Here is a 24,325-nt window from a genome sequence, read left to right as displayed (position 1 = left end):
TTTTATATTTATATTATACGGTTTTGCTAACGGTTATAACAGAGCTTGGATTAGACGGTAAAAGCATGCTATCATATATTAATCAACATTTTAATGAGGAGGAATACTATGCCATTGGTCCATATTGATCTAATTGAAGGTAGGAGTGAAGAACAATTACGTGGGTTAGTCAAAGACGTAACTACTGCCATTGTTAAAAATACTGGTGCTCCTGCAGAGCATGTTCATGTTGTTTTAAACGAGATGAAGAAAAATAACTACTCAGTTGCCGGAATTTTAAAAAGCGACGAAAAGTAATTTGAATTGATTATTAATTTAAATTAAAACAACCGGAATTACCTAGGTTAGAATCGACGTTCAAAGATTAATCAATAATCTTATTTTGAAAGTTAATTCATTTTACCAAGGAATTATCGGTTGTTTTTAAGTGTAATTATTGAGCCAATTTTAAATACTGTGTAAGATAGCGTGCAACACCATCATGATCATTATCAAATTCGGTTATATCGTTGGCAATACCTTTAATTTGAGGTGTGGCATTCTTCATTGCGACACCACGTCCAACAAAGTCGAGCATTTCAGCATCGTTATGTTCATCTCCAAATGCGATGATATTGCTGCGATCAATTCCATAATAATTCGCGATATAGCTAACGGCTTTAGCTTTTTGAATTCCCTTCGAAACGATTTCTAAGACACTGTTTGGTCCACCCCAAACACCAATCTCAATAAAATCACCGTAATGATGTAAAAGCTGATTTTTAACCTGGTTTTCATATCTGGGTTCAACAAGGATCGTAATCGAAGTTGGATTTTTTCTTAGGGACTCGGGTGTTAGAATTTGATTCTTAGCGATTGTATGTGGAAAAAAGTCAAACGATGCAGGGGAGCCATGGTCTGCTAGATAGGAATCTTTATCTTCGACTGCAAGTAATTCAATGTGATATTTATCCTTATTTTTTAGTAGATCGAGCACAATTGATTTATTGATCGAACGACGATATTCACCTGCCCAACTTTGGTGGGGAATATGAGTAAGTGCTCCGTTAAAATTGGCCATGGGAGTTTTTAGTTGAAGTTGATCATAAATATCTACTGCCATTCGATAGGGACGACCAGTTATTATTGAGACAATGTGACCTGCATTAGAAGCGGCCTGTAATGTTTTAATTGTTGTATTCGAAAGTGACGAAGCTTGATTTAGAGTTGTTCCATCAAGGTCTAAAGTGATGAGTTGTTTTTCCATAAGGGTGCTCCATTCATTTTTAGATGTTTTTAAGCTAATATATAGATACTACTACATTAAGGAAGAAATTTATGAATTTACCAGACGATTTTATCAAAAAATATCAAAAACTGCTTGGAAGCGATGCTACTGAATTTTTAAACAGTTTTTCTCAACCAGTTGAAAAAGGTTTTAGGATTAATCCTTTAAAAGGAGACGTCTTACTACATGATACAGATCTACGTGAACCCATCTCATATTCGGATTGGGGATATTATGGAAAAGTTAACGGGAAAACAATTGATCATCAAAGTGGAGGTATTTATAGTCAGGAACCTAGTGCCATGCTGGTTGGAGAGATTACACATCCAAAGCCAGGACAAAAAGTTTTAGATTTGTGTGCTGCACCCGGTGGGAAATCAACATATTTAGCAAGTTTTATGAATCAAGAGGGAATCCTCGTTTCAAACGAAATTAATCGTGGGCGTGCTAAGATACTAGCTGAAAATTTAGAAAGATTTGGAACTCAAAATACGGTAATTCTAAATGAATCTCCAGATCGTTTGGAACATGTTTTTGGGGAATATTTTGACATTATTGTTGTTGATGCTCCATGTTCAGGTGAGGGAATGTTTAGAAAAGATCCTGGGGCAGTTCAGTATTGGCACAGGGATTATTCGTTAGAATGTGCAAGACGACAAAAAGAGATTCTCAAAAGTGCTATGAAGATGTTAGCTCCCGGAGGGCAGATTGTATACTCTACCTGCACCTTTGCACCAGAAGAAGACGAACAAATTATTGCTTGGCTACTAGATAATTATCCAGATCTTGCAATGGTTGAACTTCCTAAGGGATCCGGAATGGACAGTGGCCGACCAGAATGGGCCAATGGTAATCAAGAATTGAAAAAGGCTATACGACTTTTTCCGCAGCACTTTAGGGGTGAAGGCCACTTTATGGCAAAACTAAGTCTAGACGCCCAAGTCATAAGTGAGAAAGCGAAGAAACGAAGAAAGAGCCAAACTAGACTAGAAAAAGAACAGCAAAGACTATGGAATGATTTTAAGCAGTCTTTTCTTTCTGACCATATTGAGATCAAGAACGTATTTGCAGTTGGAAATATTTTATATAGCAGGAATGAAGAAATAGATTTATCAAAATTAAGATATATTAAACCAGGTTGGGAGTTAGGAGCTTTTAAAAAGAATCGATTTGAGCCTAGTTTAAGTTTGGTGCTTGCTCTAAAAAAGGATGATATTAAAAATATCGTTCAAATTTCTGCGGACGAATGGAAGCAATATGTGCATGGCGACACGATAGACTTGGAAACAAATCAAGCAAAAAATGGCTGGGTAGCAGTCTGCGTGGACGACACAATTGTAGGACCTGCAAAGTTAGTGAATGGAACATTAAAAAACTTTTATCCTAAAGGATTAAGGATGAATGTTTTATAAACTATGTAAAAATTGTGAAGTATGATCTGTTGATAAATGAAAATAGAAAAGCCTGCAGAAAAGTTTTACTTTGCAGGCTTTTATTGAGGGCTATTTTAAATTAAGATGTGCCTAAATATGACGTTGATTTTTAAAGTTCGATAATTCACTAGAAAGAATGATTTGATTGTTTGTAAGCGATTCAATATGATCCATTCCAAGCATAAGCATAATTTGTTTAACTTGATGTTTCCAATCTTCAATATTGGAAATAATAACGTTATCATCTTTTTCATTAATGATTTGATGCAAGAAGTACCCAGCAATTCCAACATTTTTAGCACCTAAGGCAATCGCCTTAACAATATCGAGAGGATTTCTAATTCCACCGGTTGCTGTATATGATAGGTCCTTATAGTTACGTGCCTCAAGCAAAGATTCAACAGTTGATAATCCCCAATTTCGTAGGTAAGCATATTGAGCGCTATGATTCCTTTGGTTTTCTATGTCAATAAAATTAGTACCACCAGAACCGCCTAAGTCAAAATACTTAACACCTATCGCTTGTAAAATTTCAAGGTCGGCAGTTGAGAGTCCGAAACCGACTGACTTTAAAATGACAGGAACATGAACTTTTTGAATTATATTTTGAATGTTTTTAAGCCAAGTAAATTCAGTTTCACCTTCGGGCATAACGATTTCCTGAGCAACATTTATGTGAATTTGCAGTGCATCAGCTTTAATCATATTAACGGCCTGTTGAGCATACACGACGGGTACGCCAGCTCCAACATTGGCTAAAATAATTCCCTTTGGATTTACTTTGCGAACGATTTGAAAAGTAGAAACCAGATCGGAATTTCGTAGCGCAACTGATTGTGAACCGACAGCCATGGCGAGGCCTGTTTGGCTAGCAATATGTGCTAAACGAGCATTGATTCGTTTGGTGTTTTCACTTCCACCAGTCATTGCTTGAATGAAAAAGGGTGTAGAAATTTTAATCCCAGCAAGAACGGATTCTAGATGTATATCAGACTCGTTTAACTCGGGAATAGCGGTCGGAATTAAACGGACTTGTTCAAAACCCGCATCAGCTACAGGTTGATAAAATTTTTCTGCAAGAGAAACATGTTCATCTTTACGGTGCGATTGAATATTTTTCATAAAGTCTCCTACATAATTTCTGTTACGTCATGAACGTCCAAGTTAAGTGGTGTGATTGAATTATTACTCCACGATTCCTTTAAACCAGAAATATCCTCATTTTTATTGATGAGAACGATACCACAGTCACCTCCACCAGCACCAGATGATTTTGAAACGCCATTAAACTGACTTGCAATTTCGCATAATTTTAAAAGTTCAGGTGTTTCAATTAAAACACCACTGAATGCGCTTAGTTTTTTTAATAGAATTCGATTTTGATTAATTGCATGTTGAACGGCCACTGAATCACCATTTTTAAATCCGGTTATTAGTTCTTGAATGCAAATTTCGCTATCTCTTAAAAACTGAGTATAGTGAGTTGATTCTTGATAACTAGTCGAAGCAACTTGATCGACTAGATTTGAAGTCGAAGCAGGAGAACCAGTCCAACCGATCAATAATTCCAAGTCAGAAGGGGGGGTTAGTAATTCAATTTTTAGATCAGGCCATGTAGTTTTTAAAATAGTTTCTAAATCTTGGGTTCTACGAATACTACTGAGCCAGTCACGATTAAATGAGTGATACGCAATCCACCCGCCATAAACACTTGCGGCGATATCTCCCAGAGAACCGTTTCCTTGAACATCGAGATGGGCGATAGCAGCTAATTTAAATAGCAACTCTTTGTTTAGATTAATTTGATAGAACTTAGCTAATGCTTTGATAGTAGCAACGGTAACTGCCGCTGAGCTACCCAAGCCATATTTTTTTCCATCTTTGCTATCTAATTCGCTAGATATATATAAATTAAAAGTCATTAACTTTTTGTCTAAAAGGGAAGCTAATTCTTCTGTTATTGAAATAGCAGAAAGAATATAGTGATAAGGATTGTCACGATTATCAACAATCATTTTATTGCCTTGTCGACGCCATGATAGAATGTCATTTTGAAACTGCTCAGAAATAATATTTCCGACTTTTTTTGTGGTTGGTTCGATGCTGGCTGTCACAAATTGATTTAATGCAACAATAATGGCACTGTGACCAGGTTCAACTACTGCATATTCACCAGCTATGTATAATTTTCCAGGTGCTTGTTCTTTAATCATGATTTCCCTCTATTTTTGAAAATGTAATACCAGGGCCAACTTGAGTTTCGATGATTTGGTCCTGTTTAAAATCTTGTTGAAGTTTATTTTTAATACTTGTCACAGAATTCTGTTGACAAATAATTTTAACATTTGGTCCAGCATCGATTGTAAAGTAGCAATGTATACCATCTTCACGGAGATGATGGACTATATTGATAATTTGTAAAGTAGCAGGTTCAAAATAAGTAAAAGCAGGGTTGGCGGAAAGGGTTGTTGAATGCATCAGCATAGCATTTTGCTCTGCAATCATTCCTAACTTGTCAAAGTCACCGATTTCAAGTGCACTAATCATTTTGGTTACGTCTTGATTAGCCTGCTGAACCCAAGAATCAAAGAATGGTGAAGTTTGTGCAACGCTTTTCATTCCGTTAGTGCTTAGAATTTTTTTTGCCGCGGAATTAACCACTACTGTGATAATTCTCAAATCGTCAAAATTTTTAGTTGGAATAGGGGTGGCAAAGGAAGTATCATGATCAATTCCACGATGCCAACGTACAAATCCGCCATAAATGGACCTTGACGCAGAACCAGACCCAATGCGAGCAATTTTTGATAGTTCTCGCAGGTCAGGAGCTAGGTCTGTCGCAGCTTTCCAAGCGGCGCCCGATAAAGCTGCCATTGCCGATGCCGAAGATGCAAGCCCTGCAGATGTAGGGACGTGGTTTACTGACTTTATGCTGGCAAATTGATTGATTTTAAACTTTTTCTTTACTAAATCAATCACTCTATTAACACGAAGCAGTTTGGAATCATCAACTCGGCTGCCATTAATCCAGAGCTTGTTTTTTTTAATATTTTTTTCAAAAGTTACCTCTGTATCTGTATAGAAGTCCCTTAAAGTTAATGAAATACTGTCATTAGTTGGTAGTATAAGATCTTCATCACTTTTCCCCCAGTATTTAACAAGTGCAATATTAGTATGAGCACGTGCAAAACCAGTTTTATTATGAGTATTATTCATAGTTTTTATCCAAAGCGTTCAATCCAAGCTTCAGTTGCACCACTGTTAAGTAGTGCTGACCTTAAATTTTCGGCCGTGTTTTTGGTGGCCGAAAGCGCGATAATACAACCGCCAAGGCCACCTCCGGTAAGCTTGCTACCAAGAGCACCATGCCGGTTTGCCGTTTTAATAAGTGTTTCAACTGAAGGGTCGCTAACTCCTAAATATTTTAAATCTTGATGGGCCTCATTAAAAATCAATCCTAGGTCGTCAATTTGATTTAATTCAATTGCTGTTCGAGCATCATGAGTGAGCGAACTGAGATGCTTAATTCGTTGTAATGCCTCAGCATTTTGTGAAACCTTAAGACGGACCCGAGAAACGGCTTCATCTGTTTTACCCTTGACGCCACTATCAGCAATTACAAGATAACCATTCAGATTTGAATGAAAATAAGAGAGTTCCCTTTTTTTTTGATACCAAATTGGTAGAGAAGAACTCGTTGCTGCTACATCGAGTCCACTTGGATTGCCGTGAATGACGGACTCGGAAATATTAGTGAGCTGAGTAAGGGTCGCCTGATTAAGTGACTGATTGTAATAGCCAAAAATACCACGAACTATTGCAACTGCAGTTGACGCCGACGATCCCATCCCCCGCTCAGAAGGTATATCACTATTAATAGTTATCTTAACATTTTGCAAAGGACGATTTAACTGCTGAAAACAAGCCTCAATTAATCGGAATATGCCGCTTAAATTGTTGGCTTGCTCAGATAAAATTGTACCAGAGTAATAACGACTTTCAATCCAAATGGGACCAGCAATTGGTTCAACTTGAACACGTGTTTGAATATTTTTTATGGGCATTGCAATGGCGGGCTCACCATAAACAACGCTGTGTTCACCAATGAGTATAATCTTGGCATTACTAGCCGATTGGAAAGTATCCATATTTTACACTCCTTTTTATATGCAAATTAAATGATACCTTAATATTGCTGTTTATTCTATGCTCTAAACCTTATCTTTTGGTAAAATTAAGAAGGAATGAATTGAGGGAAGAAAAATGTTAAATAAAAGATATGCTGTTGTTGACTTAGAAACGACTGGCAATGACATGAATGGCGAAAATCGAATAATACAAATTGGGTGTACATTTATTGAGAATGGGCGAATTGTTGATGAATATAGTAGTGATGTGAATCCCGAGAGGTCCGTTCCTGCTATGATTACAAGGCTAACGGGGATTACTCAAGAAAGGGTTGATACTGCGCCTAAATTTTCTGATATTGCTGGAAAAGTTTTTGCAATGTTACAAGGAACAAATTTTGTAGCACATAATGTGAATTTTGACTTTCCTTTTTTGAATGATGAATTTATGAGGAGTGGATACCCTTCACTTGATACACCAGCAATTGATACGGTTACTCTAAGTCAGGTTATTTTTGCAAAGGCACCTGGGTATCGATTAAGAGATTTAACCCATTATCTAGGCATAGAGCATTTAAACCCGCATTCTGCAAATAGTGACTCTAGGGCAACAGCCTATGTCTTAATCCACCTGCTTAAGAAGATACAGGGGTTGCCGTTAGTTACTTTGAAAGAGTTGGCTAAACTGGGGGAAGCTCTTCCCAGGGATACTTTTGAAGTGGTTAAAGACGCATTAAATATAAACAAAGAACGAAAAAAAGATTTACCTTCAAATTTGGTCGTCGTAAATGGGATTGCATTACGCAGACCTGATGGTTATCAAACGGCACCGCTTGATAAGATCGCGGAATTTCCAATGACGAAGAAGGAAAAGCAACATTTGTTTGGAGATTACCTGGCTATTAGAAAAACACAATCATCACTGATGAACTATGTGTTTCGTAATTTAAGAAAAGAAAATATTAAAAACTTGGTGATTGAGGCGCCGACTGGAATGGGGAAAACATTAGGATATTTATTACCGTTAGCTTATCTTAGTGTGATTGAAAATAGACAAATGGTCGTTAGTGTTCCGACTACCATCCTTCAGGAACAAGTTTTACAGGAGGGAAATAGGGTATTAAATCGTATTTTACCAACTCCCATAAACTTAGAAATAGTTAAGTCTAATCACAATTATTTGGATCTTAATCTGTTAGAAAAACAATTGAAGAATGGACAACTAAGTAAGGAATCGAAATTACTTGCAATGAAAGTGATGGTCTGGTTACTTGAAACAAATACTGGTGATTTGGATGAAATCAATCAGCATGTTGGTTTTTCTAACTTTATTGAAGAAGTTCGTTATCGTGGAGGGGCAATACAAGGGGAAACTAATCCCTTTTTCGAGTTTGATTTTTATCGAAGAAATCTAGCTCGGCGACAGACTGCTAATGTCTTAATTACAAATCATAATTTTTTGATTAAAAATATTGATGAATTTGTAAAAAAGAATAATTATAATAGCCCCTTCTTGGTAGTTGATGAAGCCCAACATTTTGTGAGTGATTTAAAACAATTCAATGAAATTATTATTGATTTAACAACACTCCTAAATAAGGTTACAAAGATTAATGAAAATATAAAAGACTGGCTATTTAAAACTCAGCGCAATGGACAAGCTACCCGCCTTTCACAAAATGATCTACAGAGTACTCAGAACGTTTTGCTTAGATTAACAAATGATATTGAGGATTTTCAAGCAATCCTTTTTGCTAAATTTGTAAAAAAATTTACCCATACGCAGTTAACAGGACAACCATTTGAATTAGCGATTGATACATCTTTTCTTCTTAGAAAGAATGCAGAATGGAAACGAATATACGATGATTTAGCGAATGGTATGGTTGCAATTCAAAAGCTGATACAGCAAAGTAACGAAGATTATTTGTTGAGTGAAGATCGTGATTTGCTATTGAACATTCAAACAGACGCGGAAATCTTTGAAATTGCGTACGAAATGATGAAAAAAATTATCCAAAAGAAACCAAAAGGAGAGGTCTTTTCGGTATTGGTTGGTGCAAATCATGATCAAAGGTCAATAAGAGTAGCAAGAGAAATTGCTGAAGCAACTGCCTTTTATAACTCGAAGGTAGAAAAAACTTTTGCAAAAACGTTGCTAATCGGTGGAACATTATTTGCTGGTCATAATCGAAAGTATTTTTTGCAAAATTTTGATTTTAATTCTGATTCGACAAAGATTAGAACTTTTAATTCTGAAATTGACTACAAAAATAGACTTAAATTTGAGGTTCTCGACTCTGATTTTTCAATATCTCAAGAAAAAAGTTACCAAAACTATGAACAATTTTTAGCAGAAAGTATTTATAAATTAACTAAGGGTATTGATAAACAAACCTTAGTGTTGTTTAATTCTTTGGAAACTTTGGCACATGTTTATGGGTTATTAAGAATGACAGATCTAAATGAGGATCGTAAAGTTTTAGCACAAGGAATTAACGGTTCCCGTGCAAAAATAATTCGTGAGTTCAACGATGAAGAAAATGCAATTGTTTTAGGAGCAGCAAGTTTTTGGGAGGGGGTGGATTTTCCAGGTGACCAATTAGAATATTTAATAATTACCAGGTTACCATTCAGATCGCCTGAGGATAAACTTTCCCAATTGGCAAAGGTAACATCTAAGAATGTCTTTCAGAGCTTCTTACTTCCTGATGCATTATTAACTTTTAAGCAAGGGATTGGTAGGGTTATTCGGAAAAGTGATGATAGAGGAGCTGTCGTTGTTTTAGATCGTCGTATTATCGATCGTAAATATGGCAAACAGTTTATTAGTCAGCTTCCTAATGGTGTTGAAAACAAAATAAATGATGTTGAAAAAATTAGAAATGATTTAAAAAATTTTTATCGATCCAAATGACCCTTTATTTAGTAGTATCAAATGGGATATAATTTAGAGCGGTAGTAAAGTAATTGGAGGGATTGAGTATGGAACGAAGAAATAAAAAAGGAAAACACCCGTTTCTGATCATCCTAACGATTATTGTAGTTAGCCTCGTTGGTATCATCTTGCTTATTTCAAATGAATTGGTTGCTCCTGTCCGTCAAACAGATAAACAGGTTACTAGTTTGGTTAAGAAAAAAGTGGGATTGACCAGTATCGGAAGTGTTATGCGATTTACGCATGGTGATCCACAATATTCGGTTACTGGTAAACGGAGTGGAAAAGATGTCCTTGTGGTTGTAAGCAATAAGGGCAAAAAGTTACAAGTTTTTAACCGAGCAAAGGGTGTTTCAAAACAGACAGCGATCAATACTGTAATTAAAAAGTCAAAAATTGATCAGATCACAAATACTTCTTTTGGGTATTACAAAAACCAAGCGGTATGGGTTGTCAGTTATATTTCTAAGGCTAATCATCTAGTAGTGAAGACAGTTGCCTTTGATTCGGGGAAAATAATTAATGCGGTAAATACTTATTAGGAGTGATTGGTTTGAAGAAAATTAACATTATTGATGCAAAGGATTACGTAGATCAAGAAGTTGAAATCGGTGCGTGGTTGACTGATAAGCGCTCTAGTGGAAAAATTTCATTTTTACAATTGAGAGATGGAACAGCATTTTTTCAGGGGGTAGCTGTTAAAAGTCAGCTTGGAGACGATTTATATGAATTAATTCGTCATTTACGTCAAGAAACAAGTATGATTATAACGGGTGTAATTCACGAAGATACTCGTTCACATTTTGGTTTCGAAATTGAAGTTTCAGGTTTGAAAGTAGTGGGTGAAAGTGAAGATTATCCTATTACTCCCAAAGAACACGGTATTGATTTCTTGCTCGATCATCGTCACCTATGGCTCCGTTCAACAAAGCCCCATGCCATGATGGTTATCAGAAATGAAATTATTCGTGCGACATATGTGTTTTTTAATAAAGAGGGTTATATAAAAATTGACGCTCCAATCCTAACTGGAAGTGCTCCAGAAGGCACGACAGAACTATTTAAAACTAAGTATTTTGATAAGGAAGCATATTTATCACAAAGTGGCCAGCTATATGAAGAAGCTGGTGCACTTGCTTTTGATAAGGTATTCTCATTTGGACCAACCTTCAGGGCAGAAAAATCAAAAACACGACGTCATCTAATTGAATTTTGGATGATTGAACCTGAAATGGCATTCATGCATCAAGAAGAAAGCCTGGAAGTACAAGAACGTTATGTTGCTTTTCTCGTACAAAGTGTTTTAGATAATTGTGAGTATGAATTATCACTTCTCGGACGGGATCCTGAGATTTTAAAGAAGTATACTAAGCTACCTTATCCTAAAATTTCATATGATAAAGCTATTGAAATGTTACAGGAGTCGGGAGATTTTCCTGAGATTCAATGGGGAGCTGACTTTGGTTCGCCAGAAGAAACATATTTAGCAGAGCAATTTGATCAGCCAGTCTTTATTTTGAACTATCCCAAGGCTATCAAGCCATTTTACATGAAACCACATCCAACTCGTGATGATGTATATATATGTGCGGATCTTTTGGCACCTGAAGGATATGGAGAAATTATTGGGGGCTCTGAAAGGGAAGATGATTTTGATAAACTAGAGGCAGCCATTAAAGCAGCTGGTTTAGATCCCGAAGCATATGATTGGTATTTAGACTTACGCAGATATGGTTCGGTGCCGCATTCAGGATTTGGATTGGGACTCGAAAGAGCGATCACATGGATTACTGGAGAAAGTCATATTCGAGAAGCCATTCCATTTCCACGTTTATTGAATCGTTTGAATCCCTAGAACTAGTGTTGGAGGCAGTTATGGATGAAATATTATTAAAAATATTGCAAGACGGAAGTACCACTGTCCCTAATTTATTGATGGATAATTTTAAAAAACTCGGCATGTCGAATGACGAGTTTTTACTTTATCTTCAGATAAAAAAAGAGCAGGGCAGGGGTAATTTTTTCCCTGAAATGGATGCGTTAGCTAATTATATTGGGACAGATATTCAGAATTTATATAGTTTACTTCAATCATTGCAACAGAAAAAAATAATGAGTATTAGCCAACGTAAAAATGAACGCGGACAACAAACTGATTTTTATGATTTCAAATTACTTGATCAAAAACTGATCGCCTTATTGAAGGGTGATCAAGTTAAATTGAAAGAGGAAAAGAATAAGGCTGTTAGTCAAGTTAAACAGGATGATAAGGAAGCTATTTTTGATCAAATACAATTAGAATTCAATAGACCATTATCGCCATTGGAGATAGAAAGTATAAATGCGTGGATGGAAGACGATCATTATTCACCAGAGCTTATAAGGGCGGCGTTAAAAGAAGCGACATTAAACCAAGCATATAGCCTTAAATATATGGATCGAATTTTACTTTCATGGGAAAAAAGAAATATTAAGACAGCTCAACAGGTCGAGGCATATGTACGAGATGTTAGAAAAGGTGAGCGTAAACAAGTGAATTCAAATGAAAAGCCTAAAAAGGCGGTTCAAATTCCAATCTTTAGATTTGGTGAAGACGGCTCCATTAAATAATGCAAAATAAAAACGATGAATTTGAAATTAATTTCAAATTCATCGTTTTTTGGTTGCCTATCTTGTAGTAAAAGGTGAGGTAGCAACAGAATTGTTACCATTTGTTGTTGTATTACCAGTAGTCGTACCAGTTGAATTAGTACCATTATTACTTGAGGCACTTGAACTTGCGGATCCACTGTTATTCTTACTATCTAGATCACTTGCTCCAGTATTTGAATATGATTTTCCAGCGAAAGCATATTCGTTATTACCTTTAGAAACAACAGACGATGGTTGAGTCCAATCTGTGTTTGGAGAAGACTGAGCCATATATGAAATCATGTATTTCCAAACAAGTTGAGCGATGGTTGTTTGTTGTTGTGTCAAGAAACCTGTTGGAGTATTTGCATGATCATAACCTGTCCAAACTGATAGGGAGTAGTTCTTAGTGTAACCTGTCATCCAAGAATCACTTGCTGCATCACTTGGATATTGATTAGCAATACTATCAGGGTATGAAACGGTACCAGTTTTTGAAGCAACATTCAAACCAGGAATATCAGCAGCGGTACCAGAACCCATTGGATCAGTTGTAACACCCTTAAGAATAGATGTCATCATAAATGCTGTTCCTGCACTCATTGCTTTATCAGTAGTCGTACCAAATTTGTATGTTTTACCACTTTGAGTTTCAATCTTACTAATATAGTATGGAGAATGATATGAACCACCGTTTGCAAATGCTGCATACGCTGCGGCTTCTTGTAAAGTAGAAATATATAAGCCAATACCATTAACTAAGTCGTATTCTTTTTTCTGACTGATTCCTAAGTTCTTTAAGAACTCGGTTGCTCTTGACATTCCAACATCTTGAAGGGTTCTAATTGCTGGAATATTTCGAGACTGAATTAAGGCATTTCTAACAGTCATAGTACCTTCGTACTTTTTATCAAAATCATAAAGCTTGATTCCATTTGGCTTGGTTGGACTTTCCGTTCCTGGATAAGTAAATGGAATATCTTTAACCTTACGATAAGTTGGCCAGTTTAGGTATTGGAACGCAGGCCCGTAGTCCATTAGTGGCTTAGCAGTTGAACCAGAACTTCGATCAGTTTGGACAGCGCGATTTAAGCCGCACGTAACATCACCTGTTTTTCTTCCACCCAACATTGCAACAATTTTTCCGTTGTCGTTATTTACCATAGTAGCCCCAACTTGGAACTTGTCATCAGGGAACTGAATGGTGGTGCCATCATTTGCAAGATTATACATTTCTTTTTGGGCACCGTAATCCATATTGGTGTAAACTTTTAGACCACCTTTGTTAGGATCAAAGCCTTTTTTCTGCAACTCAGCAAGGACTTGTTTCAGGTAGGGGTCAATAATTTTATCTTTGGTCTTAGAAGTATCAAGAGTTCCATGAGTGCTTGATAGGCCAGATTTTACACTAACTTTTTTAGCTTTTGCTGCATCAGTGCTTGAGATTTCTTTGTTTTCAACCATGGCCTGAAGAACAGTGTTACGTCGAGCAGTAGCGTACTGCGGGTTACGTGTAGGATCATAAACGGTTGGTGATTGTGGCATGCCGGCTAAAAGAGCTAATTCAGATAAATTTAATTTATCTAGCTTTTTACCGAAGTAATATTCTGCTGCGGTTTGCATACCGTAGACCCCGTTGCCCATGTAAACTTTATTTATATAAAACTCTAAAATCTGATCCTTACTATATTCTTTATCAACTTTGAGTGCTAACCAAGCTTCTTGAGCCTTAACTCGGATTGTTCGATCTGAAGCATCGGTTGAGAAAACAGAAAGTTTAACTAATTGTTGTGTAAGTGTACTTGCACCCTGTAATCCGAGGGAGGATCCCGTTACATTAGCGACAGCGGCGCCTGCGATACGAATCGGGTCGACACCGTCATTTTTGTAAAAACGACGGTCTTCAATAGAAACAATTGCACGTTTTAAAGTTCTTGGAATATCTTTGCGGTTAACGTAGTCTCGATTTTGAGCTCCTAGCCGTGTTAATTCCTTACCGTTTGCATCGTAAACAACGGTTGCATTATCACTTGCTAATTGAGTTCTTGTGATCTTTGGTGAATCCTTCGCATAGTACATGAAGAGTCCCGCCCCTAAGACAAAAATTAGTACAAAAAAGCCGATAATACCAAGTAGTGCTTTTTTCCACCAACTAAAATGCTTTTTGTTATTTTTAAGCTGTGTATGCTGTGTTCTACGCATAACACGGCCACCTTGATTTGGATTTTGATTGTCCATGAATGTCTCCTCAATGTTAATGAATAAGATTGTTGCTACATAATCATATCTACAGCTGATAAATATGGAATAAGTGGAGCAAGCTTATACTTAATTTCAATTCCTTGTTCCTCAAAATATGAAAGCGGAATTGACTGTCTGCCACCATTATCCTTCTTATCCCAGTAATCAAACAGGTTAATAGCTTGCAACAGAAATATCCTATCTAATTTTACAAATTTTATGATAGTAAAGCAAATTCCGCCAGCATCAATACACTGTTTCATGTGAGTGATTTGATGGGTATGAAAATTCTTTAATGGAAAAGATGTTAAATTAGTCGTTTCTTTAGCGTCAAAGTCTAAATAATGCCCCTTGTAAACACCGTTGTAATCCGTTGTGGATGCCTGTCTAAAATATGCTTCAGTTATTCTAGCAGCGCTTCTTTTGGGATATTCAACTTTAACTATTTGAATAGGAGTTGGCTTTTTATGTATAACGCCCAAGCCACGTGACAGATAATACTGATTGCTACTATTAAGTTCTTCCTCTAAACTCATACCACGCTTGCCAAATTCAATTGAATTATTTAAGCTTGGATCTATAGCTTCTGGGGAATGATGTTGGCCGTTTGGATAATTAATATTCATACTATACCCCCAAGTTCCTATATTATACTATATAATGGAACGATGTTTTTTTAATAAAATAATAAATTTGTTTTTTTAGTTTGCATTTTAATGAAAGAGATAATTTGATGTTATGAGTAGAGTTTGGGTTACAGGTTATAGGAGTTATGAATTAGGTGTATTTGATGATAAGGATCCAAAACTGCAGGTTATTAAGTTTGCTTTAAAACAAAAGTTATTAAATATAATTAATGAGGGCGCGGAATGGATATTAACAGGGCCACAAATGGGAGTTGAACAGTGGACTGTTGCTACAGTAAAAAGTTTAAAGGAAGAGTATCCCGAGCTTAAAGTTGCCATGATGTTTCCGTTTACAGAATTTGGTTCTCAATGGAATGAGAGTAACCAAGGTAAATTGCAAGAAGCAAAAATACAAGCTGATTTTTCAGATTTTGTAAGTAATAAACCGTATCAATCTCCGGAACAATTAAGAAATTATCAAAGTTTTATGTTAGGACATACAGATAGATTATTGATGGTTTATGATGAAGAGAGACCTGGAAAATCACAGTATGATTTCGATGCAGCGCTAAAATTTGCGGAGCAACATGATTATCCGATTGATTTATTAGATTTCTATGATCTAGAAGAATTTGCAAATGAATACCAAGAATTAGACAAGTAATGTTTTAATTTAGTCTCACTTTTGATACAATCAGGAATGAGGTATTTATCAAAAATCACTTACGAGGTGCACGACATGGATAATATTAATTTTACTCCCAAAGATATTTTACAAAAAGATTTTAAAGCGAAAATGCGTGGATATGATCCAACGGACGTTGACACATTCTTGGATTCAGTTATTAAGGATTATGAAACGTATCAACAAGAAGTTCAGAACTTACAAGATGAAAACGAACGTTTACAAGATAAAATTGATGAATTAGGTAAGCAAGCTTCTGTAAGTACACCAGTGTCAGCTGCTAACGAAGAAGCTGCTGCACCAGTCAGTGGTGCAACAAACGTTGATGTTTTAAAACGTCTCTCTAACTTGGAACGCCGTGTTTTTGGCTCTCAACTGGAAGACGACACTAACGATATGCATCGTATCTAAATTAAATAACATTGCAAATTTCGGGTAATTGCGGTCAGCTCTATGCTGACTGAGGAAAGTCCATGCTCGCACAAGCTGAGATGCTTGTAGTGTTCGTGCCTGGCGAAAAAATAAGCTGGGGTACCTTAATTGGTAACGGCGAATGAACAAACTAAGGTTTCGACTAAGTTTAAGTAATTCTGAAAAGTGCCACAGAAACGAGTTGATTAAGAAATTAATCAAATGGAACGCGGTAAACCCCTCGAGCGGGCAACCCAAACTATGGTAGGGGAGCTTCACATGCGGAAATGAACTGAATGTGGGGGCAGACATTGTCTGGAGATAGATGATTACCCAAATTTAAATTTCCTGAAATTTATTTTGGACAAAACATGGCTTACAGAAATTTGCAATTCAGGATGGGGCTGTGACAAAACATTGTTTTGTCACAGCCCTTTTTAATATAAAAAAACTTATCAAAAAAATTCACATTGAGGTATAAAATGAACAAGGATAAATTTAACTTAATTGCTACCATGGCGAGCGGTCTTGAAAGTCTTACAAAAAAAGAATTAGTTGACTTGGGATACGATGTTGCAACTGAAAACGGAAGAGTGAGGTTTCAAGGAAATGTACGAGATATTATAAAAACTAACCTTTGGCTCCGTACGGGTGACAGAATTAAAATTGTTCTCAAGGAATTTGAGGCACAAACTTTTGACGACTTATTTGAAGAAATAAAATCAGTAGAATGGGATCAAATTATGCCCTTAGAAGCAACCATTAATGTTTCCGGAAAGTCTAAAAAGTCACAATTGCACAGTGTACCAGATATCCAATCAATCACAAAAAAGGCGATTGTTGACCAAATTCAGCAAAAATATCATTGGCGGCAAGCTTTACCAGAGACTGGACCTATATTTGCTGTTGAAGTTGCGATTGATAAAGATCACGCTATGCTTACATTGGACACTACTGGCGATAGCCTTTTCAAACGTGGTTATAGGATTGATAAGGGGGCTGCACCACTAAAAGAAACAATGGCAGCAGCTTTAGTATTACTGACTTCATGGCATCCTGATATGTTATTAGTAGATCCAGTGTGTGGTTCAGGAACAATTTTAATTGAAGCAGCTTTGATTGGGCAGAATATTGCACCCGGATTTAACAGAGCATTTCAGTGTGAGAATTGGGATTGGGTGCCAGAAAGTACTTCTCGAGAAGTTCGTGATGAGGCTGATATGCAAGCCAACTACGATATTGATTTAAAGCTGCAGGGATTTGATATTGACCAAAATATGATTGAGATCGCCCAAAATAACGCTCAAGAAGCTGGACTGGGTGACCTGATTACATTTAAACAACAAGCTGTAAAGGACTTCACCACGCAGGATGAACGAGGTGTAATGATTGGTAATCCTCCATATGGAGAACGGTTGAGTGATCGTGATCAGGTCCGTAAGTTGTATGAACAATTAGGTGAAGTAACCAAAAATCTACCTTTTTGGAGTAAATATTTCTTAACAAGTGATTTAGAATTTGAAAAGTTTTATGGTGAACGTGCAACTAAAAAAAGAAAATTATACAATGGAGCTTTAAGAACGGATTATTTTCAATTCTGGGCACAGAGAAGGAAGCGTAATTAGGTTGAAGATTGCAGTTATTGGAGACGGAATTGTCGGGGCAACAGTAGGTTTCTATCTGTCAAAAGAAAAGAAACATACCATTACAATGTTTGATTATGGTATTGGACAGGCTACAAAAGCATCTGCCGGAATCATCGCACCGTGGTTATCAAAAAGAAGGAGCAAGGTTTGGTATCATCTTGCTAGAGATGGTGCTTCAGTAATCAATGAACTTGCGACTGAGACTGGGATGACAACCGATGTTTATGATCAGAGCGGAGTTATTTATCTTCGAAAAAATGATTCAGACCTACAGAATTTAAACCAGCTTGGGATTGAAAGAAGAAAGGAAGCTCCCTTAATGGGGGAACTTAATAAATTATCCAGTCAATCTATTCAAAATCTGTTTCCTGGTTTTAAAATTATGGATCAAGGTTTATATGTTTCTGGTGGTGCAAAAATTGATGGAGCAAAATTTGTAGAATTTTTAAATAAAAAAAGTACGTTTAACGATTTTATCAAAGAACCTGTTAAGCTAACTCTAAGTTCAAATCGTGCAGTCATGGTTAATAATCAAAGATTTGATTGTATAGTACTAGCAGTTGGCGCGTGGCTACCAGATATTTTAAAAGAACTTGGATATAAAGTTAAGGTTCGTCCGCAGAAGGGACAACTGATTGAGGTTAAAATGAATCCTAAACTGGATCAACATTTGCCTGTCTTAATGCCTGAAGGGGAGAGAGATTTTATACCTCAGAATAATGGAGGATTGATCATTGGAGCAACTCATGAAAACGACGGTGGCTTCGATTTAAAAGTTAGCGACCAAGTTAAGTCAGACCTATTAGCGAGTGGGCAAAGAATCATTACAAGTTTAACCAATGCGGATATTGTAAACTACCGAGTTGGCACGAGAGCATATACAAATGATTTTTTGCCATTTTTTGGTTCATTAACTGATGGTTCCAATCTCTTGGTTGCTTCTGGTCTTGGATCGTCTGGGCTTACCACAGGACCGTTAATAGGGAAATTATTATCAGAAATTATCGAACATAAATCCGTCAATTTAAGTTATTATACACATTCTGTTAGTGACTATATATCTTTAGATGATTAAGATTTACGGAGGAAAATAATATTGAATAAAGTGGAACGATTTTATTATCAACCAAGTTTTTTTAGTAGTGTAATTAGTTGGAGCTGGACATTATTAATTCCAATTATTGGGATTATTTTTTGGCTTGAAGTGACACATTTTAATTGGATAACTGCGGGATTTTTAGTAGTATTTGTTATTGTAATAATTATTCAAGTTTTAAGTAGAACAATTGAAATTTTTGATAATGAATTAATAATGAACCGTACACTTAGCCGCGGGAGGAATGTAATTAGTTTAAGAGAAATAAATGGCGTTACCAAGACGATTTTTGGTTTGAAATTTAGCTACAAGAATAAGGAATTTAATTATTTTTTATCGCGAAAATCACGTGATCGTCTTTATAATATACTCAGGGGAGAGTGATTTGTAATGAAGGATATTGAAATATCTGAAAATGCAACTTTAAAACCAATTACAAAAATTGCCGAGAAAGCTGGCTTTACAACTGACCAAATTGAACCATATGGCAATTATAAAGCCAAAATTAATATTTATAATTCCAAATCTAAACTAAAAGAAGATGGAAAGTTAATTTTAGTGACCTCAATTAATCCCACGCCAGCTGGAGAGGGTAAATCTACGATTTCGGTTGGACTGGGAGACGCTTTGCAGTCAAAAACTGGTTCAGCAATGATTGCCTTACGCGAGCCCTCATTGGGTCCTGTAATGGGGATGAAGGGTGGCGCGACTGGTGGCGGTTACTCGCAAGTTGTTCCAATGGAAGATATTAATCTACATTTTACCGGTGATATGCACGCCTTGACCAGTGCTAATAATACCTTAGCAGCGCTAATAGATAATCATATCCAACAGGGAAATGAACTAAATATTGATCCCCGGACAATTACATGGAAACGAACATTGGATATAAATGATCGTGAATTACGGAGAGTCGTTATTGGTTTGGGCGGTAGAACGAGTGGCGTTCCCCGAGAAGATGGATTTGATATAACCGTTGCTAGTGAATTAATGGCAATCTTATGTTTAGCTGAGAATATAAGTGATTTAAAGAAACGAATTAACTCAATTGTAATTGGTCAAACATATGATCGTAAACCAATTTTTGTAAAAGATTTAGACGTTGGTGGAGCAATCACAGCACTTTTAAAAGATGCAATAAAGCCTAATTTAGTCCAGACGCTTGAACATACACCTGCCTTAATTCACGGAGGACCCTTTGCTAATATTGCCCATGGCTGTAATAGTGTAATTGCAACTAAAACAGCATTGGAGCATGCAGATTATGTTGTAACAGAAGCCGGTTTTGGAGCTGATTTGGGTGCAGAAAAATTTTTAGATATTAAAACGCCAGTACTTAGAAAGACCCCAGATACAATTGTTATTGTAGCGACAGTTCGCGCTCTTAAATATAATGGTGGTGTTTTGCTGAAAGATCTAGAAACCGAAAATCTGTTGGCCTTGGAAAAGGGATTTGTCAATCTACAACGACATATTAACAATATGAAACAATTTGGAGTTCCACTTGTTGTTGCAATTAATCGATTTACATCGGATACTGATGAAGAAGTTGAGATGCTAATGAAATTAACAAAAGAAGAGAATGTCGATGCAGTTGAAGCGACTGTCTGGAAAGATGGTGGGCAGGGAGCTCAAGAGTTGGCCGAAAAAGTGATTGAAAATGCGGCCAAGGAAAGTCATTTTAAGCGGCTTTATGACAACAATGATTCGTTACAAAATAAAATTGAAATAATTGTTAAAAACATTTATGGTGGCAAAAATGTTGAATTTTCTAGGAAAGCTCTAAACAAAATCAAGCAATTCAAGAATAATGATTGGGAACATTTACCAATTTGTGTAGCCAAAACCCAGTATTCCTTTTCAGACGATCCAAAACTCTTAGGTGCTCCCCATGATTTTACTATTCATGTTAGTGATCTAAATGTTAAATTAGGGGCTGGATTTATTGTTGTTATGACTGGAAATGTTCTAACAATGCCTGGATTACCTAAAAAACCAGCGGCTCTTAATATTGATGTTGATGCTAATGGCAAAATTTCCGGAGTATTTTAAACTATGAAGAAATTTATGTGGATTAATGGACTGGTGGCAGTTGCATTGGTGTTGATTGATCAGACTTTTAAGAATTACATCAGTAGTAACTTGCCGCTAGGGCATGTGCGAGAAATTATTCCAGGATTAATTTCAATAACCAATTTAAGGAACGACGGGGCAGCTTGGAGTATCTTAGAGGGAAATCAGAGCTTATTTTTGATTATAACCTTGGTTGCATTGGGAGCTCTTGGCTACATTTTATTTCTTAAACGAGATAGTTGGTCATTTAATGTTGGAATTTGGTTAATGATAGCAGGTACAATTGGAAACTTCATTGATCGGTTAAGATTACATTATGTAGTTGATATGTTTCAACTAGATTTTATTAATTTTCCAATTTTTAATATAGCTGATATGTGTCTAACTTTTGGTGTAATTGTTTTGTTTATTGCAATTATACGTGATGATAGTGAATAAATAGTTTGAGGAAGTGAATCTGTGCAAACATTTGATTTTACAGCGAATGAAAATGACGTAAACCGTATTGATAAAACGATCACGAAAAATTTTTCGGAATTAACACGTTCAAGAATACAAAATTTAATTAAACATGGTAACGTCTTAGTAAATGGTGAATCAACCGTAAATCGTTACAAATTGTCTGTTGGGGATTATGTTCAAATATTAATCCCAGATCCGGAACCTACTGAGGTTATTCCGGAAAAAATGAATCTTGATATTATTTACGAAGATGACGACGTGATCGTTATTAATAAACCTCAGGGAATGGTGGTTCACCCTGCCCCCGGGCATAAAAATGGAACTTTAGTAAACGGGTTATTAGCCCACACACCTTTAGCAACAATTAACGGAGAATTCCGCCCGGGAATTGTCCATCGAATCGATAAAGATACATCAGGGCTTTTAATGGTCGCAAAAAACGATGATGCGTTGATCAGCTTAAGCAAACAATTAAAGGATAAGACGACGAAACGTCGGTATTTAGCTATTGTACACGGAAATATTACTGAGGATTCTGGAAAGATCGATGCTCCTATCGGTCGTTCAAAAAAAGATCGAAAAAAAATGGATGTAATTGCAGATGGTAGACATGCGGTTACGCATTTTAAAGTGCTGAAAAGGTTTGGAGAATATACGCTAATTGAGTGTATTTTAGAAACTGGACGGACCCACCAAATCAGAGTTCATTTAAAGTATATTGGTCATCCGGTTGCTGGAGATCCTTTATATGGTCCGAAAAAGACATTAAAAGGTCATGGTCAGTTTCTTCATGCGGCATTATTAGGCTTCAAGCATCCTAGAACTGGTGAAGAGCTTGTATTTGAAATAGAACCACCAAAAATATTTCAAGATCAGTTAAAACGACTTGACAATAAGGAATAGACAAGGATAATTTAGGTTGTAATAGTTTAATTGTTTTGGTGGTTAAGCATTTTTTACTCGTAGTCTGATTATTTAACTTGAAGCAGGGAGTCTGGAGCAAAACAGTGTTTTGTTTCGGATTTTTTTATTAAAAAGGAGCGTTTGCGAATGGAAAAAGAGATTATGGATGCAATGGCAATGAAACGAGCGTTAACACGGATCACATATGAAATTATTGAAAGAAACAAAGGTGTAGATGAGATTGTTTTAATCGGAATTAAGACTCGTGGTGTTTATTTGGCAAGGCGAATTGCTGATAGGTTAAAACAATTGGAAGGAATTGATATACCAGTTGGAGAACTTGATATTGCGGCATATCGCGATGATATTCATGACATAAAAGCTCATGAACGAACTGTTGACCAAAATTTAATTGAGCTTGATCTAGAAGGAAAAAAGGTTATTTTGGTTGACGATGTTCTTTTCACAGGTAGGACAATTAGAGCTGCTATGGATGCAGTGATGGATGTTGCAAGGCCTTCTCAGATTGCTTTAGCAGTACTAGTAGATCGTGGGCATCGTGAACTTCCAATTCGTGCTGACTTTGTAGGAAAAAATATTCCAACGGCACAGAACGAAAAAATTAATGTCTTTGTAAATGAAATTGATGATGAAGATTTAGTGAGTCTCGGAAAAAAGTAATTACTGATTGGGGGAAAAGTATGTGGCTGAACGTTATTTAATTCTTGAGGACGGATCTGTATTTAAGGGAACTGGTTTTGGATCCAAAGCTACAACTTTTGGAGATGTGGTTTTTAATACAAGCATGACCGGATACCAACAAATAATTACGAACCAAATATATCACAATCAAATTATTGTTTTTTCTCGACCATCCATTGGTGGTACGGGAATCGAGCGAGCAGGTTATGAATCAGTGGATCCAACGTGTAAGAGTGTAATTGTCCGAGACATTGCTGATGTTTCGATTAATCGTCGTCGTCGTTTGTCACTTCATGAATACTTGAAACAACAAAACATACCGGGAATTTCTGGTATTGATACACGCGCTTTAATTAGGAAGCTCAGAAAGACAGGAACAATTCGTGGCAGTATTGTAGACCCTGTTAATGATTTAGAACACGCATTTGATCAGTTAAAAGCAATTGTGTTAACAAACCAACAGGTAGGACAAGTTTCTACTCCCAAACCATTTCCTAATCCGGGTGAAGGAAAAAATGTGATCGTTATTGATTTAGGCTTAAAATACGGTATTTTACGACAATTGAGTCAAAGAGACTGTAATGTAACAGTTTTGCCTTATTCTGCAACAGCTGATCAGATTTTTAGCTTAGATCCCGATGGAGTTATTATTTCCACAGGTCCCGGTTCTCCAAAAGATTTACCATCGGAAGTGATCGACATGATTTTAGCTGTTCAGAGAAAAAATATCCCATTATTTTCAATCGGATTGGGACACGAAGCGTTCGCCCTTGCAAACGGTTGTGATGTTATTAAGTCAAACGCTGAACATCATGGTGATAATCATCCTATTTTATCAATTATCACAGATGATGTTATGTATGCCTCTCAGGGACAAGGTTTTATGGTTGATCCAGATTCAATCAATCGAGATGACCTACTAGTTACGCATTACGACATGGTTGATCACTCCGTTCAAGGGTTACGACATCGTTATTATCCTGCATTTAGTGTCCAGTTCTTTCCGGATAGCTCGCCTGGGCCAAGAGAAGCGACAGAATTATTTGACGAATTTATGGAAATGATGGCAACTCGCGGAAGGTAA

The 24,325-nt window shown here is 36.5% G+C and carries 23 protein-coding genes and 1 other RNA gene; 17 read left to right on the top strand and 7 right to left on the bottom strand.

All coding sequences use genetic code 11. The features are described 5' to 3' along the window. Positions 1-108: 108 nt before the first annotated feature. Positions 109-297 carry a 2-hydroxymuconate tautomerase gene (locus PECL_RS04935; protein ID WP_014215493.1) on the top strand — a complete coding sequence of 63 codons (189 nt, stop codon included), beginning with the start codon at positions 109-111 and terminating at the stop codon, positions 295-297. Positions 298-433: 136 nt separating this feature from the next. Here PECL_RS04935 and PECL_RS04930 read toward each other — a convergent pair whose 3' ends face one another. Next, positions 434-1,246, bottom strand: a complete 813-nt coding sequence (locus tag PECL_RS04930; RefSeq protein ID WP_014215492.1) for a Cof-type HAD-IIB family hydrolase — start codon at positions 1,244-1,246, stop codon at positions 434-436. 71 nt (positions 1,247-1,317) lie between these two features. Between PECL_RS04930 and PECL_RS04925 the strand changes: the two genes are divergently transcribed. Continuing rightward, positions 1,318-2,679, top strand: a complete 1,362-nt coding sequence (locus PECL_RS04925; protein WP_014215491.1) for an RsmB/NOP family class I SAM-dependent RNA methyltransferase — start codon at positions 1,318-1,320, stop codon at positions 2,677-2,679. A 111-nt stretch (positions 2,680-2,790) separates the two neighbouring features. Here PECL_RS04925 and fni read toward each other — a convergent pair whose 3' ends face one another. From fni to mvk, 4 genes are read right to left on the bottom strand one after another with little or no spacing between them, the layout of a single operon-like run. After that, entirely contained in the window at positions 2,791-3,822 is a 1,032-nt protein-coding gene (gene fni, locus PECL_RS04920) for a type 2 isopentenyl-diphosphate Delta-isomerase (RefSeq protein ID WP_014215490.1), read from the bottom strand. Positions 3,823-3,830: 8 nt separating this feature from the next. Beyond that, the gene (locus PECL_RS04915; protein ID WP_014215489.1) at positions 3,831-4,913 is read right to left on the bottom strand and encodes a phosphomevalonate kinase; all 1,083 of its coding nucleotides are present in this window, start codon (positions 4,911-4,913) and stop codon (positions 3,831-3,833) included. Beyond that, entirely contained in the window at positions 4,906-5,916 is a 1,011-nt protein-coding gene (mvaD, locus tag PECL_RS04910) for a diphosphomevalonate decarboxylase (protein ID WP_014215488.1), read from the bottom strand. Before mvaD ends, PECL_RS04915 begins: the two co-directional genes overlap by 8 nt. Positions 5,917-5,921: 5 nt before the next feature. Continuing rightward, a complete protein-coding gene (mvk, locus tag PECL_RS04905) occupies positions 5,922-6,848 on the bottom strand; it encodes a mevalonate kinase (protein WP_014215487.1) in 927 nt (308 codons plus the stop codon). Between the two features lie 115 nt (positions 6,849-6,963). Between mvk and PECL_RS04900 the strand changes: the two genes are divergently transcribed. The 4 genes from PECL_RS04900 to PECL_RS04885 all read left to right on the top strand — a co-directional run bounded on the left by PECL_RS04900 (position 6,964) and on the right by PECL_RS04885 (position 12,375). After that, entirely contained in the window at positions 6,964-9,744 is a 2,781-nt protein-coding gene (locus PECL_RS04900) for a helicase C-terminal domain-containing protein (protein ID WP_014215486.1), read from the top strand. Between the two features lie 68 nt (positions 9,745-9,812). Next, complete coding sequence (locus tag PECL_RS04895; protein WP_014215485.1) at positions 9,813-10,307, top strand: hypothetical protein; 495 nt, start codon at positions 9,813-9,815, stop codon at positions 10,305-10,307. 11 nt (positions 10,308-10,318) lie between these two features. Then, the gene (gene asnS / locus PECL_RS04890) at positions 10,319-11,620 is read left to right on the top strand and encodes an asparagine--tRNA ligase (RefSeq protein ID WP_041534620.1); all 1,302 of its coding nucleotides are present in this window, start codon (positions 10,319-10,321) and stop codon (positions 11,618-11,620) included. Positions 11,621-11,640: 20 nt separating this feature from the next. Continuing rightward, positions 11,641-12,375: a DnaD domain-containing protein gene (locus PECL_RS04885; protein ID WP_014215483.1), complete on the top strand. Its 735-nt coding sequence runs from the start codon at positions 11,641-11,643 to the stop codon at positions 12,373-12,375. Between the two features lie 57 nt (positions 12,376-12,432). Here the strand turns inward: PECL_RS04885 and PECL_RS04880 are convergent, their stop codons facing one another. Both PECL_RS04880 and recU read right to left on the bottom strand, forming a co-directional pair. Then, positions 12,433-14,634: a transglycosylase domain-containing protein gene (locus tag PECL_RS04880; protein ID WP_014215482.1), complete on the bottom strand. Its 2,202-nt coding sequence runs from the start codon at positions 14,632-14,634 to the stop codon at positions 12,433-12,435. 35 nt (positions 14,635-14,669) lie between these two features. Beyond that, complete coding sequence (gene recU / locus PECL_RS04875) at positions 14,670-15,263, bottom strand: Holliday junction resolvase RecU (protein ID WP_014215481.1); 594 nt, start codon at positions 15,261-15,263, stop codon at positions 14,670-14,672. A 112-nt stretch (positions 15,264-15,375) separates the two neighbouring features. Between recU and PECL_RS04870 the strand changes: the two genes are divergently transcribed. The 11 genes from PECL_RS04870 to PECL_RS04825 all read left to right on the top strand — a co-directional run bounded on the left by PECL_RS04870 (position 15,376) and on the right by PECL_RS04825 (position 24,325). After that, complete coding sequence (locus PECL_RS04870) at positions 15,376-15,927, top strand: SLOG family protein (protein WP_014215480.1); 552 nt, start codon at positions 15,376-15,378, stop codon at positions 15,925-15,927. 75 nt (positions 15,928-16,002) lie between these two features. Then, positions 16,003-16,359 carry a cell division regulator GpsB gene (gene gpsB / locus PECL_RS04865; RefSeq protein WP_014215479.1) on the top strand — a complete coding sequence of 119 codons (357 nt, stop codon included), beginning with the start codon at positions 16,003-16,005 and terminating at the stop codon, positions 16,357-16,359. Positions 16,360-16,375: 16 nt separating this feature from the next. Then, an RNA gene (gene rnpB / locus PECL_RS09865) (RNase P RNA component class B) lies at positions 16,376-16,743 on the top strand. A gap of 98 nt (positions 16,744-16,841) precedes the next feature. Beyond that, positions 16,842-17,984: a THUMP domain-containing class I SAM-dependent RNA methyltransferase gene (locus tag PECL_RS04860; protein ID WP_041534619.1), complete on the top strand. Its 1,143-nt coding sequence runs from the start codon at positions 16,842-16,844 to the stop codon at positions 17,982-17,984. Position 17,985: 1 nt separating this feature from the next. Beyond that, on the top strand, positions 17,986-19,080 hold the full coding sequence (locus PECL_RS04855; RefSeq protein WP_014215477.1) for an NAD(P)/FAD-dependent oxidoreductase: 1,095 nt from the start codon (positions 17,986-17,988) through the stop codon (positions 19,078-19,080). Between the two features lie 30 nt (positions 19,081-19,110). After that, complete coding sequence (locus PECL_RS04850) at positions 19,111-19,485, top strand: EbsA family protein (protein ID WP_231952025.1); 375 nt, start codon at positions 19,111-19,113, stop codon at positions 19,483-19,485. 6 nt (positions 19,486-19,491) lie between these two features. Beyond that, the gene (locus PECL_RS04845) at positions 19,492-21,153 is read left to right on the top strand and encodes a formate--tetrahydrofolate ligase (protein ID WP_014215475.1); all 1,662 of its coding nucleotides are present in this window, start codon (positions 19,492-19,494) and stop codon (positions 21,151-21,153) included. 15 nt (positions 21,154-21,168) lie between these two features. After that, entirely contained in the window at positions 21,169-21,612 is a 444-nt protein-coding gene (lspA, locus tag PECL_RS04840) for a signal peptidase II (protein WP_065868878.1), read from the top strand. A 21-nt stretch (positions 21,613-21,633) separates the two neighbouring features. Further along, entirely contained in the window at positions 21,634-22,539 is a 906-nt protein-coding gene (locus PECL_RS04835; RefSeq protein WP_014215473.1) for an RluA family pseudouridine synthase, read from the top strand. A gap of 147 nt (positions 22,540-22,686) precedes the next feature. After that, complete coding sequence (gene pyrR / locus PECL_RS04830) at positions 22,687-23,220, top strand: bifunctional pyr operon transcriptional regulator/uracil phosphoribosyltransferase PyrR (protein WP_014215472.1); 534 nt, start codon at positions 22,687-22,689, stop codon at positions 23,218-23,220. A 22-nt stretch (positions 23,221-23,242) separates the two neighbouring features. Next, the gene (locus PECL_RS04825; protein ID WP_014215471.1) at positions 23,243-24,325 is read left to right on the top strand and encodes a carbamoyl phosphate synthase small subunit; all 1,083 of its coding nucleotides are present in this window, start codon (positions 23,243-23,245) and stop codon (positions 24,323-24,325) included.

It is taken from the genome of Pediococcus claussenii ATCC BAA-344 (assembly GCF_000237995.1).
Taxonomy (GTDB): Bacteria; Bacillota; Bacilli; order Lactobacillales; family Lactobacillaceae; genus Pediococcus; species Pediococcus claussenii.
This window is presented reverse-complemented; position numbering and strand designations above follow the sequence as displayed.